Source organism: Cupriavidus sp. (genome assembly GCF_057315035.1).
In genome coordinates, this window is sequence record NZ_DBHKYV010000003.1 from 22747 (window position 1) to 44262 (window position 21516).

At 59.2% G+C, this 21516-nt stretch carries 20 protein-coding genes and 1 pseudogene; 9 read left to right on the plus strand and 12 right to left on the minus strand.

Annotated features, from left to right (window positions below):
• Positions 1-12: 12 nt before the first annotated feature.
• The 4 genes from ACO550_RS06605 to ACO550_RS06620 form a co-directional block, all read right to left on the minus strand.
• Positions 13-600, minus strand: coding sequence for a tetratricopeptide repeat protein (locus tag ACO550_RS06605; RefSeq protein ID WP_315591637.1), 588 nt, complete (start codon positions 598-600; stop codon positions 13-15).
• Between the two features lie 122 nt (positions 601-722).
• Positions 723-1760: a cytochrome d ubiquinol oxidase subunit II gene (locus tag ACO550_RS06610; RefSeq protein WP_315591636.1), complete on the minus strand. Its 1038-nt coding sequence runs from the start codon at positions 1758-1760 to the stop codon at positions 723-725.
• Positions 1757-3118 (minus strand): cytochrome ubiquinol oxidase subunit I, encoded by a 1362-nt coding sequence (locus ACO550_RS06615; RefSeq protein WP_315591635.1) that lies wholly within the window; start codon positions 3116-3118, stop codon positions 1757-1759. Before ACO550_RS06615 ends, ACO550_RS06610 begins: the two co-directional genes overlap by 4 nt.
• Positions 3119-3121: 3 nt before the next feature.
• Complete coding sequence (locus tag ACO550_RS06620) at positions 3122-3763, minus strand: GbsR/MarR family transcriptional regulator (RefSeq protein ID WP_315591634.1); 642 nt, start codon at positions 3761-3763, stop codon at positions 3122-3124.
• A 340-nt stretch (positions 3764-4103) separates the two neighbouring features.
• Here ACO550_RS06620 and ACO550_RS06625 point away from each other — a divergent pair, with 340 nt between their 5' ends.
• From ACO550_RS06625 to ACO550_RS06635, 3 genes are read left to right on the plus strand one after another with little or no spacing between them, the layout of a single operon-like run.
• On the plus strand, positions 4104-4979 hold the full coding sequence (locus ACO550_RS06625) for a tripartite tricarboxylate transporter substrate-binding protein (RefSeq protein ID WP_315591633.1): 876 nt from the start codon (positions 4104-4106) through the stop codon (positions 4977-4979).
• Between the two features lie 18 nt (positions 4980-4997).
• Positions 4998-5798: an enoyl-CoA hydratase-related protein gene (locus ACO550_RS06630; RefSeq protein WP_315591632.1), complete on the plus strand. Its 801-nt coding sequence runs from the start codon at positions 4998-5000 to the stop codon at positions 5796-5798.
• A complete protein-coding gene (locus ACO550_RS06635; protein ID WP_315591631.1) occupies positions 5795-7090 on the plus strand; it encodes a CoA transferase in 1296 nt (431 codons plus the stop codon). Before ACO550_RS06630 ends, ACO550_RS06635 begins: the two co-directional genes overlap by 4 nt.
• Here ACO550_RS06635 and ACO550_RS06640 read toward each other — a convergent pair.
• From ACO550_RS06640 to ACO550_RS06665, 6 genes and pseudogenes are all read right to left on the minus strand, one after another.
• The gene (locus tag ACO550_RS06640) at positions 7071-7991 is read right to left on the minus strand and encodes a LysR substrate-binding domain-containing protein (RefSeq protein ID WP_315591630.1); all 921 of its coding nucleotides are present in this window, start codon (positions 7989-7991) and stop codon (positions 7071-7073) included. The genes ACO550_RS06635 and ACO550_RS06640 overlap by 20 nt on opposite strands.
• 242 nt (positions 7992-8233) lie before the next feature.
• The gene (locus ACO550_RS06645) at positions 8234-9451 is read right to left on the minus strand and encodes a 3-hydroxyisobutyryl-CoA hydrolase (RefSeq protein ID WP_315591629.1); all 1218 of its coding nucleotides are present in this window, start codon (positions 9449-9451) and stop codon (positions 8234-8236) included.
• A gap of 11 nt (positions 9452-9462) precedes the next feature.
• Positions 9463-9624 (minus strand): annotated as a pseudogene (locus ACO550_RS06650) (enoyl-CoA hydratase); the annotation flags it as partial.
• Between the two features lie 91 nt (positions 9625-9715).
• Positions 9716-10603: a 3-hydroxyisobutyrate dehydrogenase gene (gene mmsB, locus ACO550_RS06655; protein ID WP_315591628.1), complete on the minus strand. Its 888-nt coding sequence runs from the start codon at positions 10601-10603 to the stop codon at positions 9716-9718.
• Positions 10604-10629: 26 nt separating this feature from the next.
• Entirely contained in the window at positions 10630-12153 is a 1524-nt protein-coding gene (locus tag ACO550_RS06660; protein WP_315591627.1) for a CoA-acylating methylmalonate-semialdehyde dehydrogenase, read from the minus strand.
• A gap of 61 nt (positions 12154-12214) precedes the next feature.
• Positions 12215-13342 (minus strand): acyl-CoA dehydrogenase family protein, encoded by a 1128-nt coding sequence (locus tag ACO550_RS06665; RefSeq protein ID WP_315591626.1) that lies wholly within the window; start codon positions 13340-13342, stop codon positions 12215-12217.
• Positions 13343-13464: 122 nt separating this feature from the next.
• On the opposite strand from ACO550_RS06665, the gene ACO550_RS06670 reads away from it, so the two are divergent.
• Positions 13465-14475 (plus strand): AraC family transcriptional regulator ligand-binding domain-containing protein, encoded by a 1011-nt coding sequence (locus ACO550_RS06670; protein WP_315591625.1) that lies wholly within the window; start codon positions 13465-13467, stop codon positions 14473-14475.
• 33 nt (positions 14476-14508) lie between these two features.
• On the opposite strand, the gene ACO550_RS06675 is transcribed toward ACO550_RS06670, so the two are convergent.
• Positions 14509-15423 carry a LysR substrate-binding domain-containing protein gene (locus tag ACO550_RS06675; protein ID WP_315591624.1) on the minus strand — a complete coding sequence of 305 codons (915 nt, stop codon included), beginning with the start codon at positions 15421-15423 and terminating at the stop codon, positions 14509-14511.
• Positions 15424-15604: 181 nt separating this feature from the next.
• Here ACO550_RS06675 and ACO550_RS06680 point away from each other — a divergent pair, with 181 nt between their 5' ends.
• The 5 genes from ACO550_RS06680 to ACO550_RS06700 all read left to right on the plus strand — a co-directional run bounded on the left by ACO550_RS06680 (position 15605) and on the right by ACO550_RS06700 (position 20565).
• On the plus strand, positions 15605-16552 hold the full coding sequence (locus tag ACO550_RS06680; protein ID WP_315591623.1) for a hydroxymethylglutaryl-CoA lyase: 948 nt from the start codon (positions 15605-15607) through the stop codon (positions 16550-16552).
• Positions 16553-16560: 8 nt separating this feature from the next.
• Complete coding sequence (locus ACO550_RS06685) at positions 16561-17724, plus strand: CoA transferase (RefSeq protein WP_315591622.1); 1164 nt, start codon at positions 16561-16563, stop codon at positions 17722-17724.
• A gap of 46 nt (positions 17725-17770) precedes the next feature.
• The gene (locus ACO550_RS06690; protein ID WP_315591621.1) at positions 17771-18781 is read left to right on the plus strand and encodes a tripartite tricarboxylate transporter substrate-binding protein; all 1011 of its coding nucleotides are present in this window, start codon (positions 17771-17773) and stop codon (positions 18779-18781) included.
• 38 nt (positions 18782-18819) lie between these two features.
• Positions 18820-19344, plus strand: coding sequence for a gamma carbonic anhydrase family protein (locus ACO550_RS06695; RefSeq protein WP_315591620.1), 525 nt, complete (start codon positions 18820-18822; stop codon positions 19342-19344).
• Positions 19345-19500: 156 nt separating this feature from the next.
• The gene (locus ACO550_RS06700) at positions 19501-20565 is read left to right on the plus strand and encodes a porin (RefSeq protein WP_315591619.1); all 1065 of its coding nucleotides are present in this window, start codon (positions 19501-19503) and stop codon (positions 20563-20565) included.
• 189 nt (positions 20566-20754) lie between these two features.
• On the opposite strand, the gene ACO550_RS06705 is transcribed toward ACO550_RS06700, so the two are convergent.
• The gene (locus tag ACO550_RS06705) at positions 20755-21459 is read right to left on the minus strand and encodes a glutathione S-transferase family protein (RefSeq protein ID WP_315591618.1); all 705 of its coding nucleotides are present in this window, start codon (positions 21457-21459) and stop codon (positions 20755-20757) included.
• Positions 21460-21516: the final 57 nt, after the last annotated feature.

The window sequence follows — 21516 nt, forward strand, 5'->3', positions numbered from 1 at the left end:
CGCACTGCTGCGTCAGGCTCCGACGACGGCTTCTGCCTTGCGCACGGTACGGCGCACGCGCGGCTTGGGCGTGGCAACCACTTCCAGTGGCACAGCACTTTCCTCGGCGCTTGCCTCGGCGACTGCCTTGGGCTTGCGCACGGTGCGGCGTGCCTTGGGTTTGGCGGCAGGCGCGGCGACAAACTGGGCCGGGGGCGGCGCCAGCTGTGCAACCTGCCACGTGAATGCCTCGCTGTTGATGCCGCGCTTCTGCGCAATATTGACGGCGATCCAGGCCGATGCCGAGTGGCCCAGCAAGTCCAGCGCGCGAATATAGTTGACCCAGCAATCCGCATTGTCCGGATTCACGTCCAGTGCAGCTTCGAAGTGCGGCAGCGCTTCAGTCGGCTGGTCCATCTGCACCAGCAGCATGGCCAGGCCGAAGCGGGCGTCCGCCTGTTCCGGAGCGGCGTTGACGATGACCTCGTACAGCGCCTGGGCGTCGGCATGGGCGCCGGTCGCGTGCTGGGCAATGGCAGCCTGCAGGACCAGCGCGATATCCTGCTCGCGCTGCTGGGCTTCGGTAAGAGGTTTTGAGGCGGCTTGGGTGGACTTTGGCATGGTGGCTCGTCAGTGCAAGATACTCCAGCATCATGCATGACCCGCCACCACGCCAATTTCGTGAGTAGACGCCCAAAGCCGAGCCTATTCGGCGGCAAGCGCAGGCGTCCGACGCCGGATGGTTAGTCGTACCGCAGGTCCGTGGCCTTGCCCCAGAACACCCGGTAGGCGTACGCCGTATAGCCCAGGATGGTGGGCAGCACGATCACCGCGCCCACCAAAATCGCCATCAGCGACTCCGGTGCGCTGGCCGCCTGCCAGATATCGATCCGATCCACTACCAGGTACGGGAACAGGCTATAGGCCAGGCCATTGAATGCCATCAGGAAGATCACGGCCGTACCCGCAAACGGCACCCAGCACCAGCGATCGTTACCGCTCGCATGCAGGTCGCGCATGCGGCGCAGGAATCGCTCGATGACCACGAACAGCCCCATCGTCAATAGCGGAATCGGTGCCAGCAGGATGATGTTCGGCAGTTCGAACCACTTGTCGAAGATGCGCTGGCTGACCAGCGGGGTGGCCACCGAGATGGCGGCCACGCCGATCGCGGTCAGCCACAGGCTGCGCCGTGCCCAGTAGATCGCGCGCAACTGCAGGGAGCCGGTGGTCTTCATGATCAGCCAGGAGGCACCCAGCAGGCAGTAGCCGGCCACCAGGCACAAACCTACCGCCACGGCGAACAGCAGGTTGGGCAGGTCATAGCGGAAGCCCGTGATGTACAGCCCCAGCATCAGCCCTTGCGAGAAACTCGCCAGCAGCGAACCGGCATAGAACGCGAAGTTCCACCATGGCTTGTGCGGATCGCGCGCCTTGACACGGAAGTCGAACGCCACGCCACGAATGATCAGCCCTGCCAACATCATTGCCACGGGCAAGTACAGGTTGGTCAGGATCACGCCGTGCGCCAGCGGGAATGCCGTAAGCAACAGCCCCACGCCAAGCACCAGCCAGGTTTCATTGGCATCCCAGAACGGCCCGATCGACGCGATCATGGTGTCCTTGTCCGCATCGTCGGCACGGCGCAGCAGCACGCCAACGCCGAGGTCATAGCCATCGAGGATCACGTAGATCAGCATCGACAGGCCCATCAACGCCAGGAACACCAGCGGCATCCAGCCGGCCGGCTGGGTCAGGTCATGAATCGTGGCCGGGTTCATTGTGCGCTCCTGGGTGCGCCGGCAAGGGCGGGTTGCATGTCGTGGTCCTTGTTCTTGCCGGCCTTGCGTGCCAGATGGAATACCACCGAGATATACGCCACGATCAGCAGCAGATAGAGCGACAGGTACATCGCCAGCGTGGTGCCGATCATCGTGGCCGGCACCTTCGATGCAGCCTGCGCGGTGGTCAGTACGCCGTAGACCAGATAGGGCTGCCGGCCGATCTCGGTGACATACCAGCCGGCCACCAGCGCGATCCAGCCCGAGAACGTCATCGCCACCAGCACACGTGCCAGCCACGGCGATGGCGCACCGTTCCTGCGCAACTGCCATGTGCCGAGCCACGAGACGGCCAGCATCAGCAGGCCCACGCCCACCATGATGCGGAACGCGAAAAACAGCGGCGCCACGGGCGGATGACGATCACCGAATGCGTCGATACCCTTGATCTCGCCATCGATCTCGTGGGTCAGGTAGAGCGAGGCCAGCTTCGGGATCGCGATCTCGAAATCGTTCGATTGCGTGGTTGCATTGGGCAGGCCGAACAGCACGGCAGGCGCACCTTTTTCGGTCTTCCAGATGCCTTCCATCGCCGCGATCTTGGCGGGCTGATGATGCAGCGTATTGAGACCATGCAGGTCGCCGGCCACGATCTGCAGCGGGATCAGCATTGCCGCCAGCATCACGCCGGTACGCAGCGAATGCATGACCTCGCGGCTGCGGTCGTTGTTCAGCCACCGATAGGCCGAGATACCCGCAAGCAGGAACGACACGGTCAGGCCCGAAGCCAGCAGCATATGCACCAGCCGGTACGGGAACGACGGATTGAAGATGACCGCGATCCAGCTGACCACATGCGCGCGGCCGTCGATCATCTCGAAGCCTGCCGGGGTTTGCATCCACGAGTTCAAAGCCAGGATCCAGAACGCCGACAACGTGGTACCGCCGGCCACCAGCAGCGTGGCGATGGTGTGCGTGCGATTGCTGACGCGACGCATGCCGAACAGCATGATGCCCAGGAACGTGGCCTCCAGGAAGAATGCCGTCAGCACTTCATAGGCCAGCAACGGGCCGGCGATATTGCCAACGGTCTCCATATAGCCGGGCCAGTTGGTACCGAACTGGAAGCTCATGGTGATGCCGCTGACCACACCTAGCGCGAACGTCAGCGCAAAGATCTTGACCCAGACGCGATATGCATCCATCCAGCTTTCGTCGCCGGTCTTGTTGTAGCGCAGCTTGAAGAACAGCAACACCCACGCCAGCGAGATGCTGATGGTGGGGAACAGGATATGGAACGTGATATTCGCGGCGAACTGGATGCGCGCCAGTATCACCGGATCGACACTTGCAAACACGGATTACTCCTTGCGGGGGCGGGCAGACTTTGCGGGGGCTTTGCTGGTGGCGGTCTTGGCGGGGGCCTTGGCGGCCTTGACGGACTTGTCTCCGCCCAAGCCAATGGCTGACGTGAGCCGGTCCTTGACATCCAGCAGCTTGGTGACGCGCGAGCCCAGGCGCATCAACTTTTCCAGTGTGGCGACGTCAAGCTTCTGCATGTCGCCAAACCATGTAGTCACCAGCAGGATCAGCCCGTACATTTCCTTCATGCGGGCTTGCGCGTGCCGGTCCTCGTCGGACAGCGGCGTTTCCAGCTGGACTTCGCGCAGCATCGACAAGGTCGGATCGATCTCGCGCCGGCGCCGTTCCTCGGCCAGCGTGCGGAAGATCGCCCAGACATCGTCCGGCGCAGAGAAGTATTCGCGACGATCGCCCGGCTGGTGCGACAGCTTCACCAGGTTCCAGGACTCCAGTTCCTTGAGCCCGATGCTGACGTTCGAGCGCGAAAAGCCCAGTGACTCGGCAATCTCGTCGGCGTTCAGCGGACGTGCCGCAGTGAAGAGCAGGGCATAGATCTGACCAACCGTTCGGTTGATCCCCCAGCGGCTGCCCATCTCACCGAAGTGGAGGACAAAGCGCTGGATCAGGGGCGAGAGCTGCATTGTCTGTTTTGAATTTTCAAGAATTTCTGAAAGTTTAAAACAAAACGCAGGGTTTTGCTGGGGTGCGGGTGCGGCGTGTTGTCTCAGGTGGTGTTGTCACGTTTCCAAGTCGGTCGTGGTGCATGCGCCATGAGTTTTCGAGATACCGGCAGCTTGAATTACTGATTGTGCGTTGGCCGACGGATTCATACAGTGGTCGGACACCAGGCCATTCAGAGCCAGACAGTCAGGAGACAACATGCACCGCACCCAACGATGCCACCGGTTCGCCTCTGCGGTCCTAGGCATCCTATTGTCCATAACCATGCACGGGACACGCGCGGAAGCGCACGATACTCCGATGAAGCTAGTCGTCATCGTTTCGCCTGGGGGCAGTGGCGACGCAGTCGCCCGACTGGTTGCCGCGAAACTGACCGGACAATTGGGACGGTCTGTGATTGTGGAGAACAAGCCGGGCGCAGGAGGCAACCTGGCGACGCAAGCCGTTGCGCGCTCTGCTCCGGATGGGGCATCTCTGCTCGTTACGTCGAATAACCATACGATCAATCCGACGCTATATCCGGACGCTGGTTACAAGCTCGAGGACTTGAAGCCCGTTGCAATCCTCATGCGCGGACCTTCGGTCATCGTCGTCCCCGCAAACTCACCTTACACGTCGCTCCAGGCACTGATAGAGGCGGCAAAGGCCAAGCCTGAGTCAATAGCGTATGGCAGCGCAGGCATTGGAACGCCCAGCCATATCTCGGGTGAGCTATTTGCACGAGCAGCGGGAATCAAGCTCGTACATGCGCCTTATCGCGGCTCTGGCCCCTCGCTGAGCGACGTGGCAGGGGGGCAGATTCCCGTAGCCATTGCGACGCTCGTTGCTGCGACCCCACTCATCAAAGCGGGCAAAGTCAGAGCGCTCGCCGTGACCTCGAAGCAGAGATGGCCAAGCGCGGAAGGCATTCCAGCTGCCGCAGAGTTTGGCATACCCGGATACGAGCATCTCACATGGCTCGCGCTGTTCGCTCCGAAGGGCACCCCCAATGACGTCGTCAATCGGTTGAACAAGGCCACCAACGAGGCGCTCACCGATGCGGAGGTGCGGCGCAAGATCGCGGACCTCGGCGGCCAGGTTGACCCCGTCGATACAAAGGCCATGAAAGCCTTCATCGATGCAGATTACGCAGTGTCCACTCAACTGGTTCGCAGTGCTGGACTGCGGGCAGACTAAATCAAGAAGGAGTTAGTGATGTCGAATGCAAGCGCCATGGCCGTTGAAACGAACGTCAAGTCGACTGGAGGGCTGCCCTCGCTTGAGATCTTCGGGCCCCGAGCAGAAATCCGCTTCCGTCGCCCGGACGTCCACAATCGTGTTCAGCCAGAGGATATCGCGGAGTTGCACCGGCACTTCGACCGTATCGAAGCGGATCCGTCTGTCCGAGTGGTGGTGTTCTCTGGCTCCGAGAAAGCATTCAGCTCCGGTTTCCATCTTGGAATTCTGCGAGGGTCCGCTGATGGTGCAAGGCAGTTTGAAGTCCTCACCGACCGCTTGGAAAGTCTTCGCGCCATCACCATTGCAAAGGTGAATGGTCCCGTCTACGGTGGTGCGACCGACCTGGTCATGTCTTGCGATTTCCGCTTGGCACGCGTGGGCGTTCAGATGTTCATGCCCGCGGCGAAGCTCGGACTTCACTACTATCCCCACGGAATCCGGCGCTGGGTAAGCCGTCTTGGTTTGGCAGGCGCGAAGAAGCTCTTCTTGACGTCGAGCACGATCGGCTATGCCGAAATGCTGGAAATTGGCTACCTCGACGAGGTGCATGATGGCGAACGCCTGGACCACGCGGTAGACACGCTTGTTGAGAAGCTCCTGGCCCAAGCGCCCACGGTGTCCGCGCGAATGAAGCAAGTGCTCAACGCCGCCGCTCGCGCGGAGTACGACGACGTCTATGCCAGGGAAGGCTTTGACATGAGCCTCCAGAGCCAGGACCTGCGCGAAGGTCTCTCGGCTTGGGCCGAAAAACGCGCACCGAACTTCAAGGGTGCATGATGATGGAGAATCTTCAGTTGACTGCGCAGCGCCCGCTCGCGGGCGTCAGAGTTCTCGAACTGTCGCAGATCATGGCCGGTCCAATCTGCGGCCTCATGCTCGCGGATCTTGGAGCTGAGGTCATCAAGATCGAGAAGATCAAAGGTGGCGATGATGCGCGTGCCTTTAATAACTCGGGTAAGCCGAACGAGATGCCGGCATCTTTCCAGATGATTAATCGAGGAAAGAAGTCAGTCGCGATGGATATTCGAACAAAAAAGGGGCGAGAGCTGCTGCTGAAGCTGGTAGAGGCCGCGGACATTCTGACCGAGAACTTCAGGCCTGGTACGCTGCAACGCCTTGGACTGGGACCGGAGGTCCTCAGAAAGGCGAATCCACAGCTCATCTGCTTGTCTGTGAGCGGATACGGGCTCAAGGGCCCTATGTCCGACCATGGGGGCTTCGACCTCGTGCTGCAAGCTTTCGCAGGACTAATCAGCGTTACCGGGGAGGCAGACCGACCGCCGGTGAAGCCAGGTGTACCCATCGCGGACATCAATGCGGGCGTCATGGCGGCCCTGGGTGCGCTGGCGGCATACGTTCATCGACTGCGGACAGGGAAGGGGCAGTGGGTCCAGACGTCACTGTTGCAGGTTTCTATCCAACAGCTGTACTGGTATGCCGCACTCTTCTTTTCGGCAGGGAAGCTGCCCGAACGTTTGGGCACGGCTCATCCAATCATCGCGCCTTACCAAACTTATCGATGTTCGGATGGCGACCTTGCCATCGGGGGTGGTAACGACACGAACTGGAAGAGAATCTGCAAGGTTGTGGGAAAGCCAGAGTGGGAGGTGGACGACCGGTTTGCGACGCCGAAGTCTCGATTGGAAAATCGTGGTGCGTTGGAAAGGGTGCTTAACGGCGCTCTTGCTGAGCGCACTCGCGCCGAGTGGGAGGAGGCCTTTATCGCGGCGGGCGTACCTGCTGGCCCGGTGCAAACCGTCGATGAGGCTCTGAATCATGAGCAGACCCGAGCCGTTGACATGGTAATCGACGTGGCTGATTCCAACGGTGGGAAGGCAAAGGCGATCGGACTGCCCTTGCACTTCGACGGGGAAAACGAGCCGGCGCGTACAGCGGCCCCGTTCCTCGGTGAACACACCAAGGAACTGCTTGGCAGCATCGGGGTAGAGTCAGACGACTATGCCGCCCTTTGTGCTGAAGGCGTATGCCTGGGATACGACGGCACTTTAACGGTGGCGGACCATGCCCGCGACGAATGCGCGGCGGGTCTCACCGCGCAAACCGCCTGACGCCAGGCCAGGCGCCCCCTTCAACGAGGTCATCGATTACCTCCACGATCAGGTCGCGGATGGCAAGTTGAAGGGGTTCTTGAGGAACGTCCACCGCTCGACATAAAGCGAGCTTGCGCGAGAGCGGAGGATTGATGTGAACTGCCGGCGTCGTATCGATGTCATTGGGCAGGAGCACTGAGAGCGGAAGGACGGTTCCGCCCAGACCCGCGCGTACCAATCTCAACAATGTCTGCGGGTTCGAGCCCTCAGCGACGATGTTTGGCCGAATGCCTGCTTCTTCGCAAGCCTTCTCCACAATCGTTCGAACATTGTTTGGGAGTGCCGGCATGACCATCGGATGGTCATGCATAAGCGTGATGCTGCTCGCGCCTCCCTCCGGCGATCCCGGGATACCAACCAGGTAGAAATCCTCAATGAGCAAAGGCATTGCTTCGATGCCGCGCGCGAGGTCTTCCATGAACAGAAGCGCCTGGTCGAGACGATGGTTGACCAATAGCTCGGCGAGGTATGAGCTTGGATACTCGAAGATGCAAGGTGTAACCGCAGGGTGGCGAGTCTTGGCCCGAGTGATGAACTCCACTGAGATCGCCTGGGCAACGCTGGCGGGAAGTCCAATGGTTACGGTGCCTCTCAATCCAGTGGCACTGTGAGGCGCCTTCTCCTTCATCAGACTGATCTGCTGCAGGACGCCGCGTGCTCGGCGGCAGAAATCCGTTCCCGCTTCGGTTGGCACCACTCCGCGCGAACTGCGAGCCAATAGTTGCGTCCCAAGCTCGTCCTCCAGCCTGGCGATCTGAAGGCTTAGAGCCGACTGGGAGACGTGTACGGCATCCGCCGCCTTGGACAAGCTGCCCAGTTCGACGACGGCGACGAAGTAGCGCAATTGCCGAAGTTCCATTCCTGTATGAGATCGGTTTTCGGGAAATATTGCCCGGTTTCGACGCACCGCGCTACTCGGGTTGGCCCGCGCTTTAGGACAGGTCCTCGCCCGCGAGTGCCTATCTACCGGGGCAGGAAACGATAGTTCCGATGGCTCAGACGAGAGGTAGATGGGATCAGGGAGGTTCGACCGAGCCCGCGCCTGGCATGGGGATGGTTGTGCTTAACCGTTGCCGTGCATGTGGCATTGAGCTGCAATGTCTAAAGGAGGGGCAACGAAAACGTCGAGCTCCGCGGCGGATGCTCGGCATCGGCGTCGCTGCCCGTGGTTGCGGGTAACGATTGCAGGTGTTCTGTTCCAAGCGCGCCAAGAGGGTGGTTTCCCTGGCTTCCCCATAAGTTGGAAAAGAACGCGTCCACAGTCGTTGAAGCGATCGAACTTGCATCCGTCACTCGCCATCCGGGGGCAGAATCCTTGTCAATGATGAGGGCGCGCACGCCTTCGATGAAGTCTCCGTCCGTGAAGGCGTGACAGGCGACGTTCAACTCCATTTGGAAGCAGGCAGCCAGGTCGAGTCTCCGACCGCGCCGAAGCATTTCCCGCGTTACTTCGGTCATAAGTGGGGACCGAGACCGTAACGTTCGGAGCGTCTGCTCTTCCCACGAGCCACCGTCGGCCTGCAACCGATCCATGACGTCAGCGAGAGAGCGCTCCGCGTTGAAGTGGCGAACGATTTTCGGGAGATTCTGGAGTAAAGCCGGCGCGGCTTCTGTTCCGAGCGCCTGCGTGGGGATGAATGCCCGTTTCAGGTCGCCCAGCGGGTCGCCTTGCCATTGGATCTCCGCTAGACGCGGCACGACGTCGTCGACTACTGCGACGTCGACGACCGCATCTGCCAAACCGCACAGCACAGCATCAGCACCGCCGATTGTCGAGCCAGTCATCCCAAGATAGAGAGAAATCTCGACTGGCATCTTCGACAGGAACCAGCTTGCGCCGACATCCGGGACCAAACCAATCCCGGTCTCAGGCATGGCAATCTTCGACCGGTGGGTAACGAGGCGAAGGTGGGCGCCCTGTGAAAGCCCCATTCCACCCCCCATGACAATCCCGTCCATGAGTGCGACGACTGGCTTGGGGTAGCGGTGGATTGCGAAGTCCAGGCGATACTCGTCAATGAAGAACCGCTGATAGTCAGCTGTTCCCGACACATAGCTGTCGTAGAGAGCCTTGATGTCTCCACCGGCGCAGAACCCCTTTTCTCCAGAACCCCGAAGCAGAACCGCGACGATGTCGGGCTGCGTCTTCCACGCGCTGAGACGCGTCGATATCTGCAGGACCATGGCGTGAGTCAGCGAGTTCAGCTTGCGAGGCCGATTCAGTGTGACAATACCGACGCCATTCACGACGTCAAAAAGTACGTCGGAATTGGATGCACCGTCACTACCGACGGAGTGTTGGCGTAAGGGATCTCTCATTGTCGTTTCCTTTAGTCGCCTTTCCAGGTTGGAGAACGCTTCTGCAGGAATGCGGCTACTCCCTCCCGCTGATCGCTTCCCTCAAACAGGTCGACAAATCGTTCGCGTTCCACGGCGAGTGCAGGTCCCCTGGATACCCCCTCGCGCGCCTGGTGAATCAGTCGTTTGCTGTAGGCAGTTCTGCCAGTCCTTCTGCATTGAACGCGTTCGCAGGCGGGCGATTCAGTACGAGAACCGCGGTGTGTCCCTCAAAGTTCAGGTCGATCATTCCTTGGCCTCGTACTGTCGAATAACTGCGGAGAAGTCAAGCTGTGCATCACCACGCTGGGCCATCATCTGATACATCTGTTGGGCTTGGCTGCCCATAAGAAGCGCCTGATCGACGCCGCGTGCGGCATCAACGGCCAATCCGAGATCTTTGAGCATGAGGGCCGCGCCGAAGCCACCGGAGTAGCCGCGAGACGCGGGCGCTCCTTCAAGAACGCCAGGGTAGGGGTTACACGTGTCGGATGCCCAGCAACGACCGGTGGATGTGTTGATGATCCCGGCGAGCTTTTGGGCATCGATTCCCAGTTTGGCGCCGAGTGACATGGCTTCTGCGACGCCCACCATTGAGATGCCTAGCACCAGGTTGTTGCACAGCTTTGCCGTCTGCCCGGTACCGACGTCCCCGCAGTGGACCACATTTCTGCCCATTGCTCCCAGGACAGGTTTGATCGTGTCGAACAACTGGCTGTCCGCACCAACCATGAATGTCAGCGTCCCAGCCTCCGCACCAACTGTCCCTCCTGAGACTGGGGCGTCTGCCACGGGATTCCCTTTGGCCGCAGCGGCGCCGGCCAGTTCGCGAATCGCCTCGGGACCTATCGTGCTGGAATCGATAAGGGGGACACCTGGTGACGCGCCGGCCAGTACGCCATTGGTCCCCATGTACACGCTGCGAACGTGTGCTGCAGCAGGAAGCATGGACACGACCAGATCCGCGCCCGTCGCTGCCTGCCGTGGACTCTCGGCGGATTTGGCACCAGCATCCCGCAGCTGTGCCATGGCTTGTTCGCTGAGATCGAAGACGGTCACAGCATAGCCGGCCTTGAGGAGATTGCGCGCCATTGGCGCGCCCATGTTTCCCAATCCAATGAACGCGATACGCATACTATTGCTCCGAAGTCGATAGCGAATTACTTGAGGCTGATAGTCGTATTCACACCCTCATTCACCGTCTTGTCGTCGAACCATCGGGCCGTGACCGTCTTGGTTTGGGTATAAAACTGCACAACCTGCTTGCCGTACGGACCAAGGTCGCCCAGCTTGGAGCCCCGAGACCCGGTGAAGCTGAAGTACGGAACGGGCACGGGAATGGGGATGTTGATGCCGACTTGACCCACATCGATTTCCGCCTGGAACTTGCGGGCAGCTGCACCGCTCTGTGTAAAGATGCCCGTGCCGTTACCAAAAGGGTTGTCGTTCACGAGTGAAATTGCCTCATCGAGGGAGTCGGCACCCATGACCAGCAGTACAGGCCCGAAGATCTCGTTCGTGTAGATCTCCATTTCCGGCGTAACTGCGCTGAACACCGTGGGTCCGACGAAGTTCCCTTCGGGATAGCCGTCCACCTTGATGTCGCGCCCATCCAGGAGCAACTCTGCGCCTTCGCTAACGCCGGCGGCGATGAGCGATAGGATGCGTTCCTTTGCCTTTATCGAGATGACGGGACCGACGTCGGTTCCCGGTTCGTTCCCGGCGCCCACCTTGAGGGTACGGGCTTTCTCCACGAGTTCGGGCAGCCAATCACGAGCGGCTCCGACGAGCACGGCAACAGAACTGGCCATGCAGCGCTGTCCAGCTGCACCGAAGGAAGCTCCCAAGATTGCATTCAGTGTCTGTTCCTTGTGCGCATCGGGAAGGATTACTACATGATTCTTCGCGCCCATCATGCTTTGCGCGCGCTTGCCATGTTGGCTTGCCAGGTTGTAGACATGGGTTCCGACTGATGTCGAGCCGACGAACGAGATCGCCTTGATATGGGTATGCGTGCAGAGATCATCCACCACCGGCTTCCCGCCGTGTACGACGTTGAGAACGCCCGCTGGGACGCCCGCCTCGATTGCGAGCTTCACGAGCTCGATGGTCGATAGTGGATCTTGTTCCGATGGCTTGAGAACGAAGGTGTTCCCGCAGACAATGGCCATAGGGAACATCCACAACGGAATCATCGCGGGGAAATTGAACGGCGTAATGCCTGCACATACGCCAATTGGCTGCTGGAGGGTGTACGTATCCACTGCGGAGGCGACGTTCTCGGCGAACCCACCTTGTTGAAGGGTTCCGATGGAGCAAGCGTGCTCCACCACTTCCAATCCGCGGTGGATGTCGCCTTCGGCATCGGCCAGGGTCTTGCCTTGTTCAGCCGTCAGAATCCTCGCGATTCGCTTGCTGTTTTCCCGAATCAGCGCTTGGAAGCGCAACATGACGCGGACGCGGGCGCCGATTGGGGTGTGACGCCAGGTGGCGAAAGCATGGTGAGCGGCTTCAATGGCAGCATGCACCTCCTGGACGGTGGCCTGAGGAACCCGCGCCAGCACTTCCTGTGTAGCGGGGTTGACGACGTTCGTGAATTCCTTCGCCTGAGATTCCACCCATTCTCCCTGGATCAGGAGAGGTACGGTCGGGATGGCTTGACTTTCGTGCGCGTGAGTGGTCATGGGAGATTCCTGTTTCAGGATGGAACGTCAATGGGGCTGGGAGTAAGTAGAACGGTGCTCGTCAAAGGTCTCGGGCGATGACCATCCGCTGGACTTCGCTCGTGCCTTCGTAGATTTGGGTGATGCGGGCGTCTCGGTAGTGGCGTTCGACACCGTAGTCCGCCAAGTAGCCATAACCACCGTGAATCTGGATGGCATCCGAGCACACGGACTCCGCCATTTCAGAGGCGAACAGCTTCGCTTGGGACGCTTCGGACAGGCACGGTTGCGAGGCGCTTCGCAGGCTAGCTGCACGGTAGACGAGTAGTCGGGCGGCATTCAGCTGCGTCGCCATGTTCGCGAGTTTCTGGGCGACTGCTTGATGTTCGGAAAGGGGCTTTCCGAACTGGATTCGCTCCTTCGAATAGAGCCGTGCCTTGTCAAAGGCCGCTCTCGCGATTCCGACCGCTTGGGCTGCGATGCCAATGCGCCCGCCTTCGAGATTGGATAGAGCGATCCTCAGGCCATCGCCGGGTTTTCCCAAGAGCGCTTCATGGGGTACCTGACAGTCCTCAAGGACGATGGGGCAGGTGTCGGAGGCGCGGATTCCCATCTTCTTTTCCGGCTTTCCGACATGGAGGCCTGGTGTGTCGGTCGGGACCAGGAAGGCGGACAGGCCACGCTTTCCTGCGTTCGGCTCGGTACAGGCGAATACGATAGCCAGGCCTGCGCGGGAGGCATTGGTGACGAATTGCTTTCCGCCGTTGAGGGTCCATCCATGTTCGGTGGCATTCGCTCTGGTCTTGAGGTTGTGAGCCTCCGAGCCCGCTTGCGGCTCTGTCAGGCAGAAGGCGCCAATCATTTCGCCGGTCGCAAGCAAGGGGAGGTAGTGGGATTTCTGCTGGTGGGTGCCGTAGCGGATGATGGGGCCGCAGCCAACCGAGCTGTGTACGCTCATGAGCGTTGCACAGGCCGCACAACCTGCGGCAATCTCCTCGACAGCAAGGGCGTACGCGACGTAGTCGGTGTAGGTACCCCCCCATTGCTCAGGAACAATCATTCCCAGCAAGCCCAAGGCACCCATCTCGGCAATGATGCCCTCCGGGAGATCTCCCGCCACATCCCAGTCTGATGCGTTGGGGGCTAGCCTTTCCACTGCAAATGCGCGGGCAGCATCCCGAATCATCGTCTGCTCTTCGGTGAGTTCCATGTCTGAAAGGCCGGTGGGTCATCGTAGGCGCAGTCTAGGTAGTACAACTCCCGCGGGCTATGCCAAAATCCGCCAAAGTTGCTGAACTCTTTTGTCGCTAGCGCGCGCAGAATCTCTCGCACATGGAAAAAGGAACCGTCGCAATTTGCTTCGTACGTCAAGCCGTTTCTGAGCTCATCTCACGCGGGGTAAGCCCGGATACGGTTTTACAAGAGGCTGGAATCTCGCCCTCTCTACTGCGCGTCGAGCAGGCTCGTGTTTCCGCCGACAGCTACGCGGCTCTGTGGCTAGGCGTAGCGCAGGCATTGGACGACGAGTTTTTTGGGCAAGACTCTGGACGTTTGAGATGCGGTAGCTTCACCATGCTTTGTCACGCAATCTCCAGCTGTCAAACGGTGGGGCAAGGATTGGAGCGAGCAGGGCGCTTCCTCGGTCTGCTACTTAACGATGTTCAGGTCCGAGTCGAGCGATCTTCAAAGGAGCGGGGCAGAGGCGGGGCCGCTCTGGTGCTTTCGCATCCTGGCGCCAGGGCCCCGAGCACATTTGCGCAAGAGACGATGCTGGTTTTGCTTCAGGGGGTTATGTGCTGGCTAGCACGTCGTCGTGTCCCGATCATGTATGCCTCGTTCAACTACGCAGAACCTGACCACAGCGCAGAGTATCTTGCGATGTATTCGAGGGATCTGCGGTTTGATCAACCTCGGACGGAACTTGGCTTTGACGATTCTGTACTCGATCGCTTGGTCCACCACGATGAAGGAAGTGTCAAAGCCTTTCTGCGGCGTGCTCCTTACAACTTCATCGTGAAGTATGCCGATGAGAGCTCAGTGGCCGCCAGAATTCGAAAGCTGCTGCGAGGTAGCCCGCCTGCGGCTTGGCCGGGTTTCGAAGAGCTAAGCAGCAAAGTTCACCTATCGGAGTCATCGCTTCGCCGGAGGTTGATGGACGAGGGGAGCTCGTATCAGGAAATCAAGGACAGGCTCAGGCGGGACTTGGCCATAGAGATGCTCACCCATACCGACACGCCGGTGGCCGAAATCGCAGATCAGCTTGGATTTGCGGAGACAGCGGCATTTCATCGGGCGTTTCGGCGATGGACGGGATCGCCGGTAGGCTCATACAGGGTGCGCTGAGGAAATGCCTGCTTCCCCATGGCGCGTTGCACACTAGCTTTCGCCTGCGACGTCACCTTGGCGTGACAAATGCCCGACGAGGAGGCGCGCAGCGGGCGACAGAGAGTTGAAGTTGCGGAAACAAAGCGAGAAGCCTCGCGTGGCCCAGTCGTCGTTCAGCGGGATTACCTTGGTTCCGAAGGCTCCGGCAATAGGCAGCACCGTTTCGGCGGGAATGATGCAGATTCCAAGGTTTGCCTGTACGCATCGCAAAGCTCCATCGAACGTAGAGACAACGGCTCTATAGAGCATCCTTTTTCCAAGGATGGCGGCTTGCCTGCCCAACAGCGCTTGAATCGCGGACTGCGCCGGCATACCGACATGGTCGAAAGCAAGCGTTTGTTCAAACGTGCAACGGCTTCCACTTGCGAGTGGGTGTCCTACAGGGACAACGGCCGCTAAATGATCGCTGCGATACGGTCGTGTCTGAAATCCTTCAAGGCCGGCTGCATTCCAACATATGCCGAGGGGAACGGTGCCCTCTCGCAAAGCTTGGACGATGTCATTGCTCAATCCCTCATCGACTGTTACTGCAATGTCGCGATGTTCCGGGACCCTCAGGAACGAAGCAATATCCTGGGGTAGCGATTCCGCCATCGATGACACGGTAGCAATCAAGCGCACATGTCCCCGGATCCCGCTTCCGAAATCCGCCAGGTCGCGGGCTGCGCGGTCAGCGGCCGCAATCAACCCCCGCGCATGAGCCAGCAGTACCTCTCCGGCCGCAGTTGGAATGACGCCGCGCCGGCCTCGTTCGAAGAGCTTGGCTCCGACCGAGTCCTCCAATTGTGCAAGCCGCTTGCTAACGCCAGACGCAACCACGTGGGATTGTTCCGCAGCGCGAGCGATGTTCTGGTTCTCGTATGCGGCAACGAAAAGGCGCAGTGTTGTTAAGTCGAAGTCTCTCATCGTGTGAACCGCAATAACTGCCGAATAATCAACTTAGGCATTCCCCTAGGTGGTGGCTGGTTGCTGTATGACTGCTCAGCCGTTCCATTTCGTCACGATAGCCTACACGAAAGATCGCTGTTCCTTCTGCTGTTAACACCATAAATTTCAGGCCAACCACGCAATTTCATCGAAACTACATATGGTTGCCACGTTCCCACCGCGCGCTGTGATCCGTGAAGTTGGCCTACGCGACGGTCTTCAGAGCATTCAGACAATTCTGCCCACCGACCGAAAAAAGGACTGGATCCGGGCGGCCTACGGCGCGGGACTCAGAGAGTTGGAGGTCGGGTCCTTTGTGCCAGCTCGCCTGCTACCCCAACTCGCCGATACGGCAGAAGTCGTAAGTTTCGCCCGCACTTTCCCGGGTCTTTTTGTTTCGGTTCTCGTGCCAAATCTCCGCGGGGCGGAGAACGCTATCGCTAGTGGTGCGGACTTGATGATTGTGCCCTTGTCTGCAAGTCACGAGCACAGCCTGGCAAACCTGAGAAAGTCGCCCGATGAAGTGGTGGCAGACGTCGGCAGAATTCGGGCCGCACGAGATGCTGCTGGTTCGAAGACGATTATCGAAGGAGGAGTTGGGACAGCATTCGGCTGCACGATTCAAGGGGAAGTGCGACCCGAGGAAGTACTTCGGCTGATGAAAGCGCTGCTCGATGTAGGCGCTGATCGCGTCTGTCTTGCCGATACGGTCGGCTATGCGGATCCATTGATGGTCATGGACTTGTTCGAGCGAGCCCGTGATATCGCTGGTGACAGGCTTTGGTGTGGTCACTTTCACGATACTCGGGGTCTGGGACTCGCCAATGTGTTTGCCGCTCTTCAGGCAGGCATCACTCGCTTCGATGCTTGTCTGACTGGCATTGGTGGCTGCCCGCACGCACCTGGCGCCAGCGGAAATGTGGCCACCGAGGATCTGGCCTACATGCTTGAAAGCATGGGCATTCAGACCGGAGTCGACATCCCCGCGTTGTTGGCACTGCGCGAGCAGATTGCTGGCTGGCTGGCAGGCGAATGCATGCATGGAGCCTTGTGGAAAGCTGGTCTTCCGAAAACCTTTGGTGCAACCAGAATCACCGCAGTAGCTTGAGAGACGAAATGGATTACGAAGCGAAGCAGTCTGACGGAAAGGGTCTTCCGTTGGCCGGTGTGCGTGTGCTGGAGTTTTCGCACATGGTCATGGGCCCAACATGCGGGATGATCCTTGCCGACCTTGGCGCGGAGGTTATCAAGATCGAACCGCCTGGCGGAGACAAGACGCGGAACCTCCTCGGCGTCGGCATTGGGTTCTTCCGGACGTTCAACCGCAACAAGATGAGTGTTGTACTCGACATTCAGACTGAAGAGGGACGAGCCGCCGCGGCGGAGCTTGCGGAGCAGTGCGACGTTCTGATCGAGAACTTCCGCCCGGGTCTGATGCAGAAGTTCGGCCTCGACTATCAAACGCTTTCCAGGAAAAACGCTCGGCTGATTTACGTAACCCACAAAGGTTTCTTGCCGGGCCCCTACGAACACCGGTTGGCCCTGGACGAAGTGGTGCAGATGATGGCTGGCTTGTCCTACATGACAGGACCCGTAGGTCAGCCACTGCGGGCCGGCACGTCCGTAAACGACATCATGGGTGGGATGTTCGGCGCGATTGGCGTCCTTGCCGCGTTGCGTGAACGAGACCAAACGGGGCGTGGCCAGGAAATTCAGAGTGCACTGTTTGAAAATTGCGTGTTCCTGTCGGCGCAGCACATGCAGCAGTACGCGATGACGGGCGAAGCTCCGCCACCGATGCCCGCTAGAGCGCAAGCCTGGAGCATCTACGACATCTTTACGCTAGCAGAAGGTGAGCAACTTTTCATCGGTGCTGTCAGCGACAAACAGTTTGTCGCACTGTGCAACGTGCTGGGTCATCCTGAACTGATAGCCCGGCCCGAGTACGCAGACAACTCGCTTCGCGTCGCAGCACGTCCCATGATGCTCCAGGAACTTGGCGAAATCCTGAGTGGAATGTCTGTAGCGGACCTGGCGCCCAAGCTTGAGGCTGCCGGAGTGCCATATGCGCCCATTGTTCGTCCAGATCAGTTGATCGAGGATCCGCATCTGAAGGAAAGCGGCGGCCTGGTTCCAATGCAGGTCGAGGACGGCACTACGGCGCCGGTTGTTCTTTTGCCTTTGACCATGGACGGACGCCGCCCCGGTGTACGCAGGCCGCTACCAAGTGCTGGCCAGCACAACGACGAAATCTTGTCGCGCCTGCGCTCGAGAGTCTAGGTCTGGCTTAGCCCCCACCACACAAAATAAAATCAGGAGACAACCAATGCTTTCGCGTTCTACGTGGCGGCCGTCCCTCGGCCGTCGCAAAATGCTCTCGGCTATCGCCGCAGGCTCCCTTGCGGCACTGCTGGCGGGCATGTTCAGCTTTCCGGCCGCTGCACAGAGCGGCAAGCCCGTGCGCCTCATCTTGCCTTTGAGCGCGGGGTCCGGCACCGATACGATTGCGAGAGCTGCAGGGCCTGCACTCAGCAAGGCCATGGGACAGCCGGTCGTAATCGAGAATCTGCCGGGCGCAGGTGGCGTTACTGGAACTGCCCAAGTTGCCAAGGCTCCGCCCGATGGCGCAACGCTGGGCCTGGTGTCCAACAATCACGTCATAAATCCGAGCGTCTACAAGTCGATGCCGTTCGATGCGTTGAAGGACATCACTCCTATCAGCATCATCGGGGCTGTGCCATTTGTTCTGGTGGTCAATCCAAAGGTACCCGCGAAAAACATGAAAGAGCTTGTCGCTCTCATGAAGGGAAAACCCGATGGATTCAACATTGGCTCGTCAGGAAACGGGACCATTCTGCACCTGGCAGGCGAAATGTTCTTGTTTGAGGCTGGCGTTAAGGCGCGTCACATCCCTTACAAGGGAACCGGCCCAATGATCACCGACATCATGGGCGGGCAGGTCGAGATGGGCGTTGTTGCACTAAACGCGGTACTGCCGTTTCTCAAGGCAGGAAGCTTGCGCGCGATTGGGCTGCTAAGCGATAAGCGCTCTGCCGCGGCTCCCGATCTTCCTACGCTCGCGGAACAAGGACTTCGGAACTTCAACGTTGAAGGATGGATTGCAGTGATTGGGCCTGGCGGAATGAAGCCGGCCGACGTGAAGCGCGTTCATGACGCCTTTGCAGCGGCCTTCTCGAGCCCCGAGGTCTTGGAAGCAATGGAGAAGCAAGCAACCAGCGTTAATCCGAGCACTCCGGAAGCCGCGGCCAAATACTTCAAGTCCGAAGCTGAGCGCTATGCCGCGCTTGTCAAGAAAGCCAACGTGACCATCGAGTAGCACAGTTGTTGTCTCATTACCAGAAACAGGAAATCAGCATGTCCCTATATCAGCTCGGCGAAAACTCGCCTTCCGTCTCCGAATCGGCGTTTGTTGCCGGCGAGGCCACCGTCATTGGCCGCGCGGAGATCGCAGAGCAAGTTACCGTCTGGCCGGGCGCTGTCATTCGAGCTGACAATGAACCCATCACGGTCGGACAAGGTAGCAACATTCAGGAAGGCGCTGTTCTGCACACAGATCCTGGTATTCCCCTCGTCGTGGGCGCGAACGTCAGCATCGGGCATCAGGCAATGCTTCACGGTTGCACCATTGGGAGTGGCTCTCTAGTCGGCATCCAGGCCGTCATTCTGAACAAGGCGGTAATCGGCGAGGACTCGCTGGTAGCGGCTGGGGCCCTCGTAACGGAAGGCAAAAGCTTTCCTCCCCGGTCACTCATTCTCGGCTCACCTGCAAAGGCAGTACGAGAGCTTTCGGACGAGGAGGTTGCCAACCTCCGTGCCAACGCTGCTGACTACGTCAAACGCGGCGCCACCTACAAGACTTCTCTGAAGAAGATCGTATAGGCCGGTCCGCTTTCCATTAGCTCCTTTACTCGACTTCGGTTCGGAACCTCCCGAACCGAAGCGCCCCCGCCTGCGCGTCGCGGTCTCAAGTTCTTCCAGAATCATTCGTTTTGTAAAACAAGGGCACTCGCAAACGTGCCCGTAACAGGAGGAGACATGAAGAAAGGGTTGTCGTTTTTCGCAATACTCGTTGCATCCGCGCCAGCAGCATGGGCCCAGTCGTCTGTAACGCTATATGGCGTCGCCGATGCGGGCCTGGAGTACCTGACGCACACGAATGCTGCTGGCAATAGCCTCGCGCGCGTGACGTCGGGCACCATGTCAGGGTCGCGCTGGGGCTTGCGCGGTACCGAGGATCTGGGTGGCGGGCTCCGCGCGGTATTTGCACTGGAAAGCGGATTTGAGCTCGATACTGGCGTATCGTCGCAGGGTGGCCGGCTCTTCGGGCGCCAAGCCCTTGTTGGTCTCGAAAACCAGTGGGGACGCCTGACATTCGGTCGGCAACAGAATGCTTTCTACGATCTGCTGATCAACTATGACCCAATGGTGCTGGGCGGCAAATACTCCGCGCAACTCGTTGAGCCAAATTTCGTTGGTCGATACGACAATTCTGTGAAGTACGCTGGCAAGTTTGGTCCAGTGTCCACCGTTGCCGTTTATAGCGCTGCACGTGGCACCTCACTTTCTACGGGTGGGTTTGCTAGCGAAGTCCCCGGCGACCCCCAAAGCGACCGTGCATTCAGTGCCGGCGTGGAATATGCCACGGGTCCATTCGGCGTAGTGGCTATTTTTGAGCAACAAGATGGTACCGCAGGCGTAGCTGGACAAAACTCTAGTCAGCGCGACCGACGGTTTGCTACCGCCGCAAATGCTGCGTTCGGAAACTCGAACGTCTATGTCGGTTATCGGTGGTTGAATGGCGGTATCGCAGCGCCCAAGCGTAGCGACGTGTACTGGCTCGGGTATCGCTATCAACTGCTTCCTGCGCTCGCTCTTACTGCTGCCGGTTACTACTTCAATGACAAGGACTCGGCTCGGGATCCCTGGGCGGCCGTTGCTTCGGCAAATTATGTCTTCTCGAAGCGTACGGACGCGTTCCTGACCGTAGGCTATGTGAAGAACAAGGCCGGCTCGAATCTTGGCCTCAACGGCTTCGGTAATACCATCGGTACGGGGCAAAACCAGACTGGTGTGTCCATGAGCATTCGGCACAAGTTCTAAACTGACTGCTTCCCTGCCACCTGGAAACGGCGCTCTCGGGGCAGGGATTTTTCAGGTTGGCGTTGGGCCCGCATGTTCAAGCAATTGGCGAAAGCCTGCCAGGCGCGCATCGTTCCCGGGTTCGTCGGTGAAAATGCTCGTCGTGGTTAAATTCACACGCGACGAGCGTGCCAATTCCGCGAGCGCGAATCAACTCGTTCGAACTTGCCGCTGTTCCGGTTGGCTGCTGGTGCCCGAGTCTGGCGCGGGTACCGTAGAGATTCCTTGGGCTTTGGCAGCATTGGTTTGTGCGAGCAAAGCGCTGCGATAGCCATCTCGCGTTTGAAGGCGTTCCCAGTAGGCTGCAACTCCGGGCGTGAACTGGGATGCCAGACCAAGATGCTGCGCCAACAGCAACGCGTAGCCGACGGATATGTCCGCGGCGGTAAAGCGGCCGGCGCTTAGGTACGGTCGCTCGCAGAGCAACGGTTCGAGGGTGCGAAGTCTCGCCAGAAACCACTTTGCGTAGTCATTTGCGACTGCTGGTTGACGCCTCTCTACGGGCTCGAAGCGGGAATAGCGGAGCACCAGGGTTTGGGGGAAGGTCAGGGTGGCCTCACCAAAATGCAAAAAATTGAGGTAGTCAGCGTAGCCTTCCTCATTGGGGTCAACATGGAGGCTTGTCGGCCCTGCCAAAGTACATAGGTACTGGCATATTCCCGCCGATTCCGTCATCCGTACGGCGTCATTGACTAGTAGCGGAACGGTGCCCAGGGCATTCACATCCAGGTATGAGCGGGCAAAGACGCGGGGCGGGAAAGGCAGCATTATCAATTCGTACGGCAAGCCGAGTTCCTCCAGGGTCCACAACGGTCGGAAGGATCTGGCACTCACGCAGTGATACAGCTTTATCATCGTTGAACTTGTGGAGGTGAGTCTCAGTACTGGCTGTCTGTAGGCAACAAGCAAGGC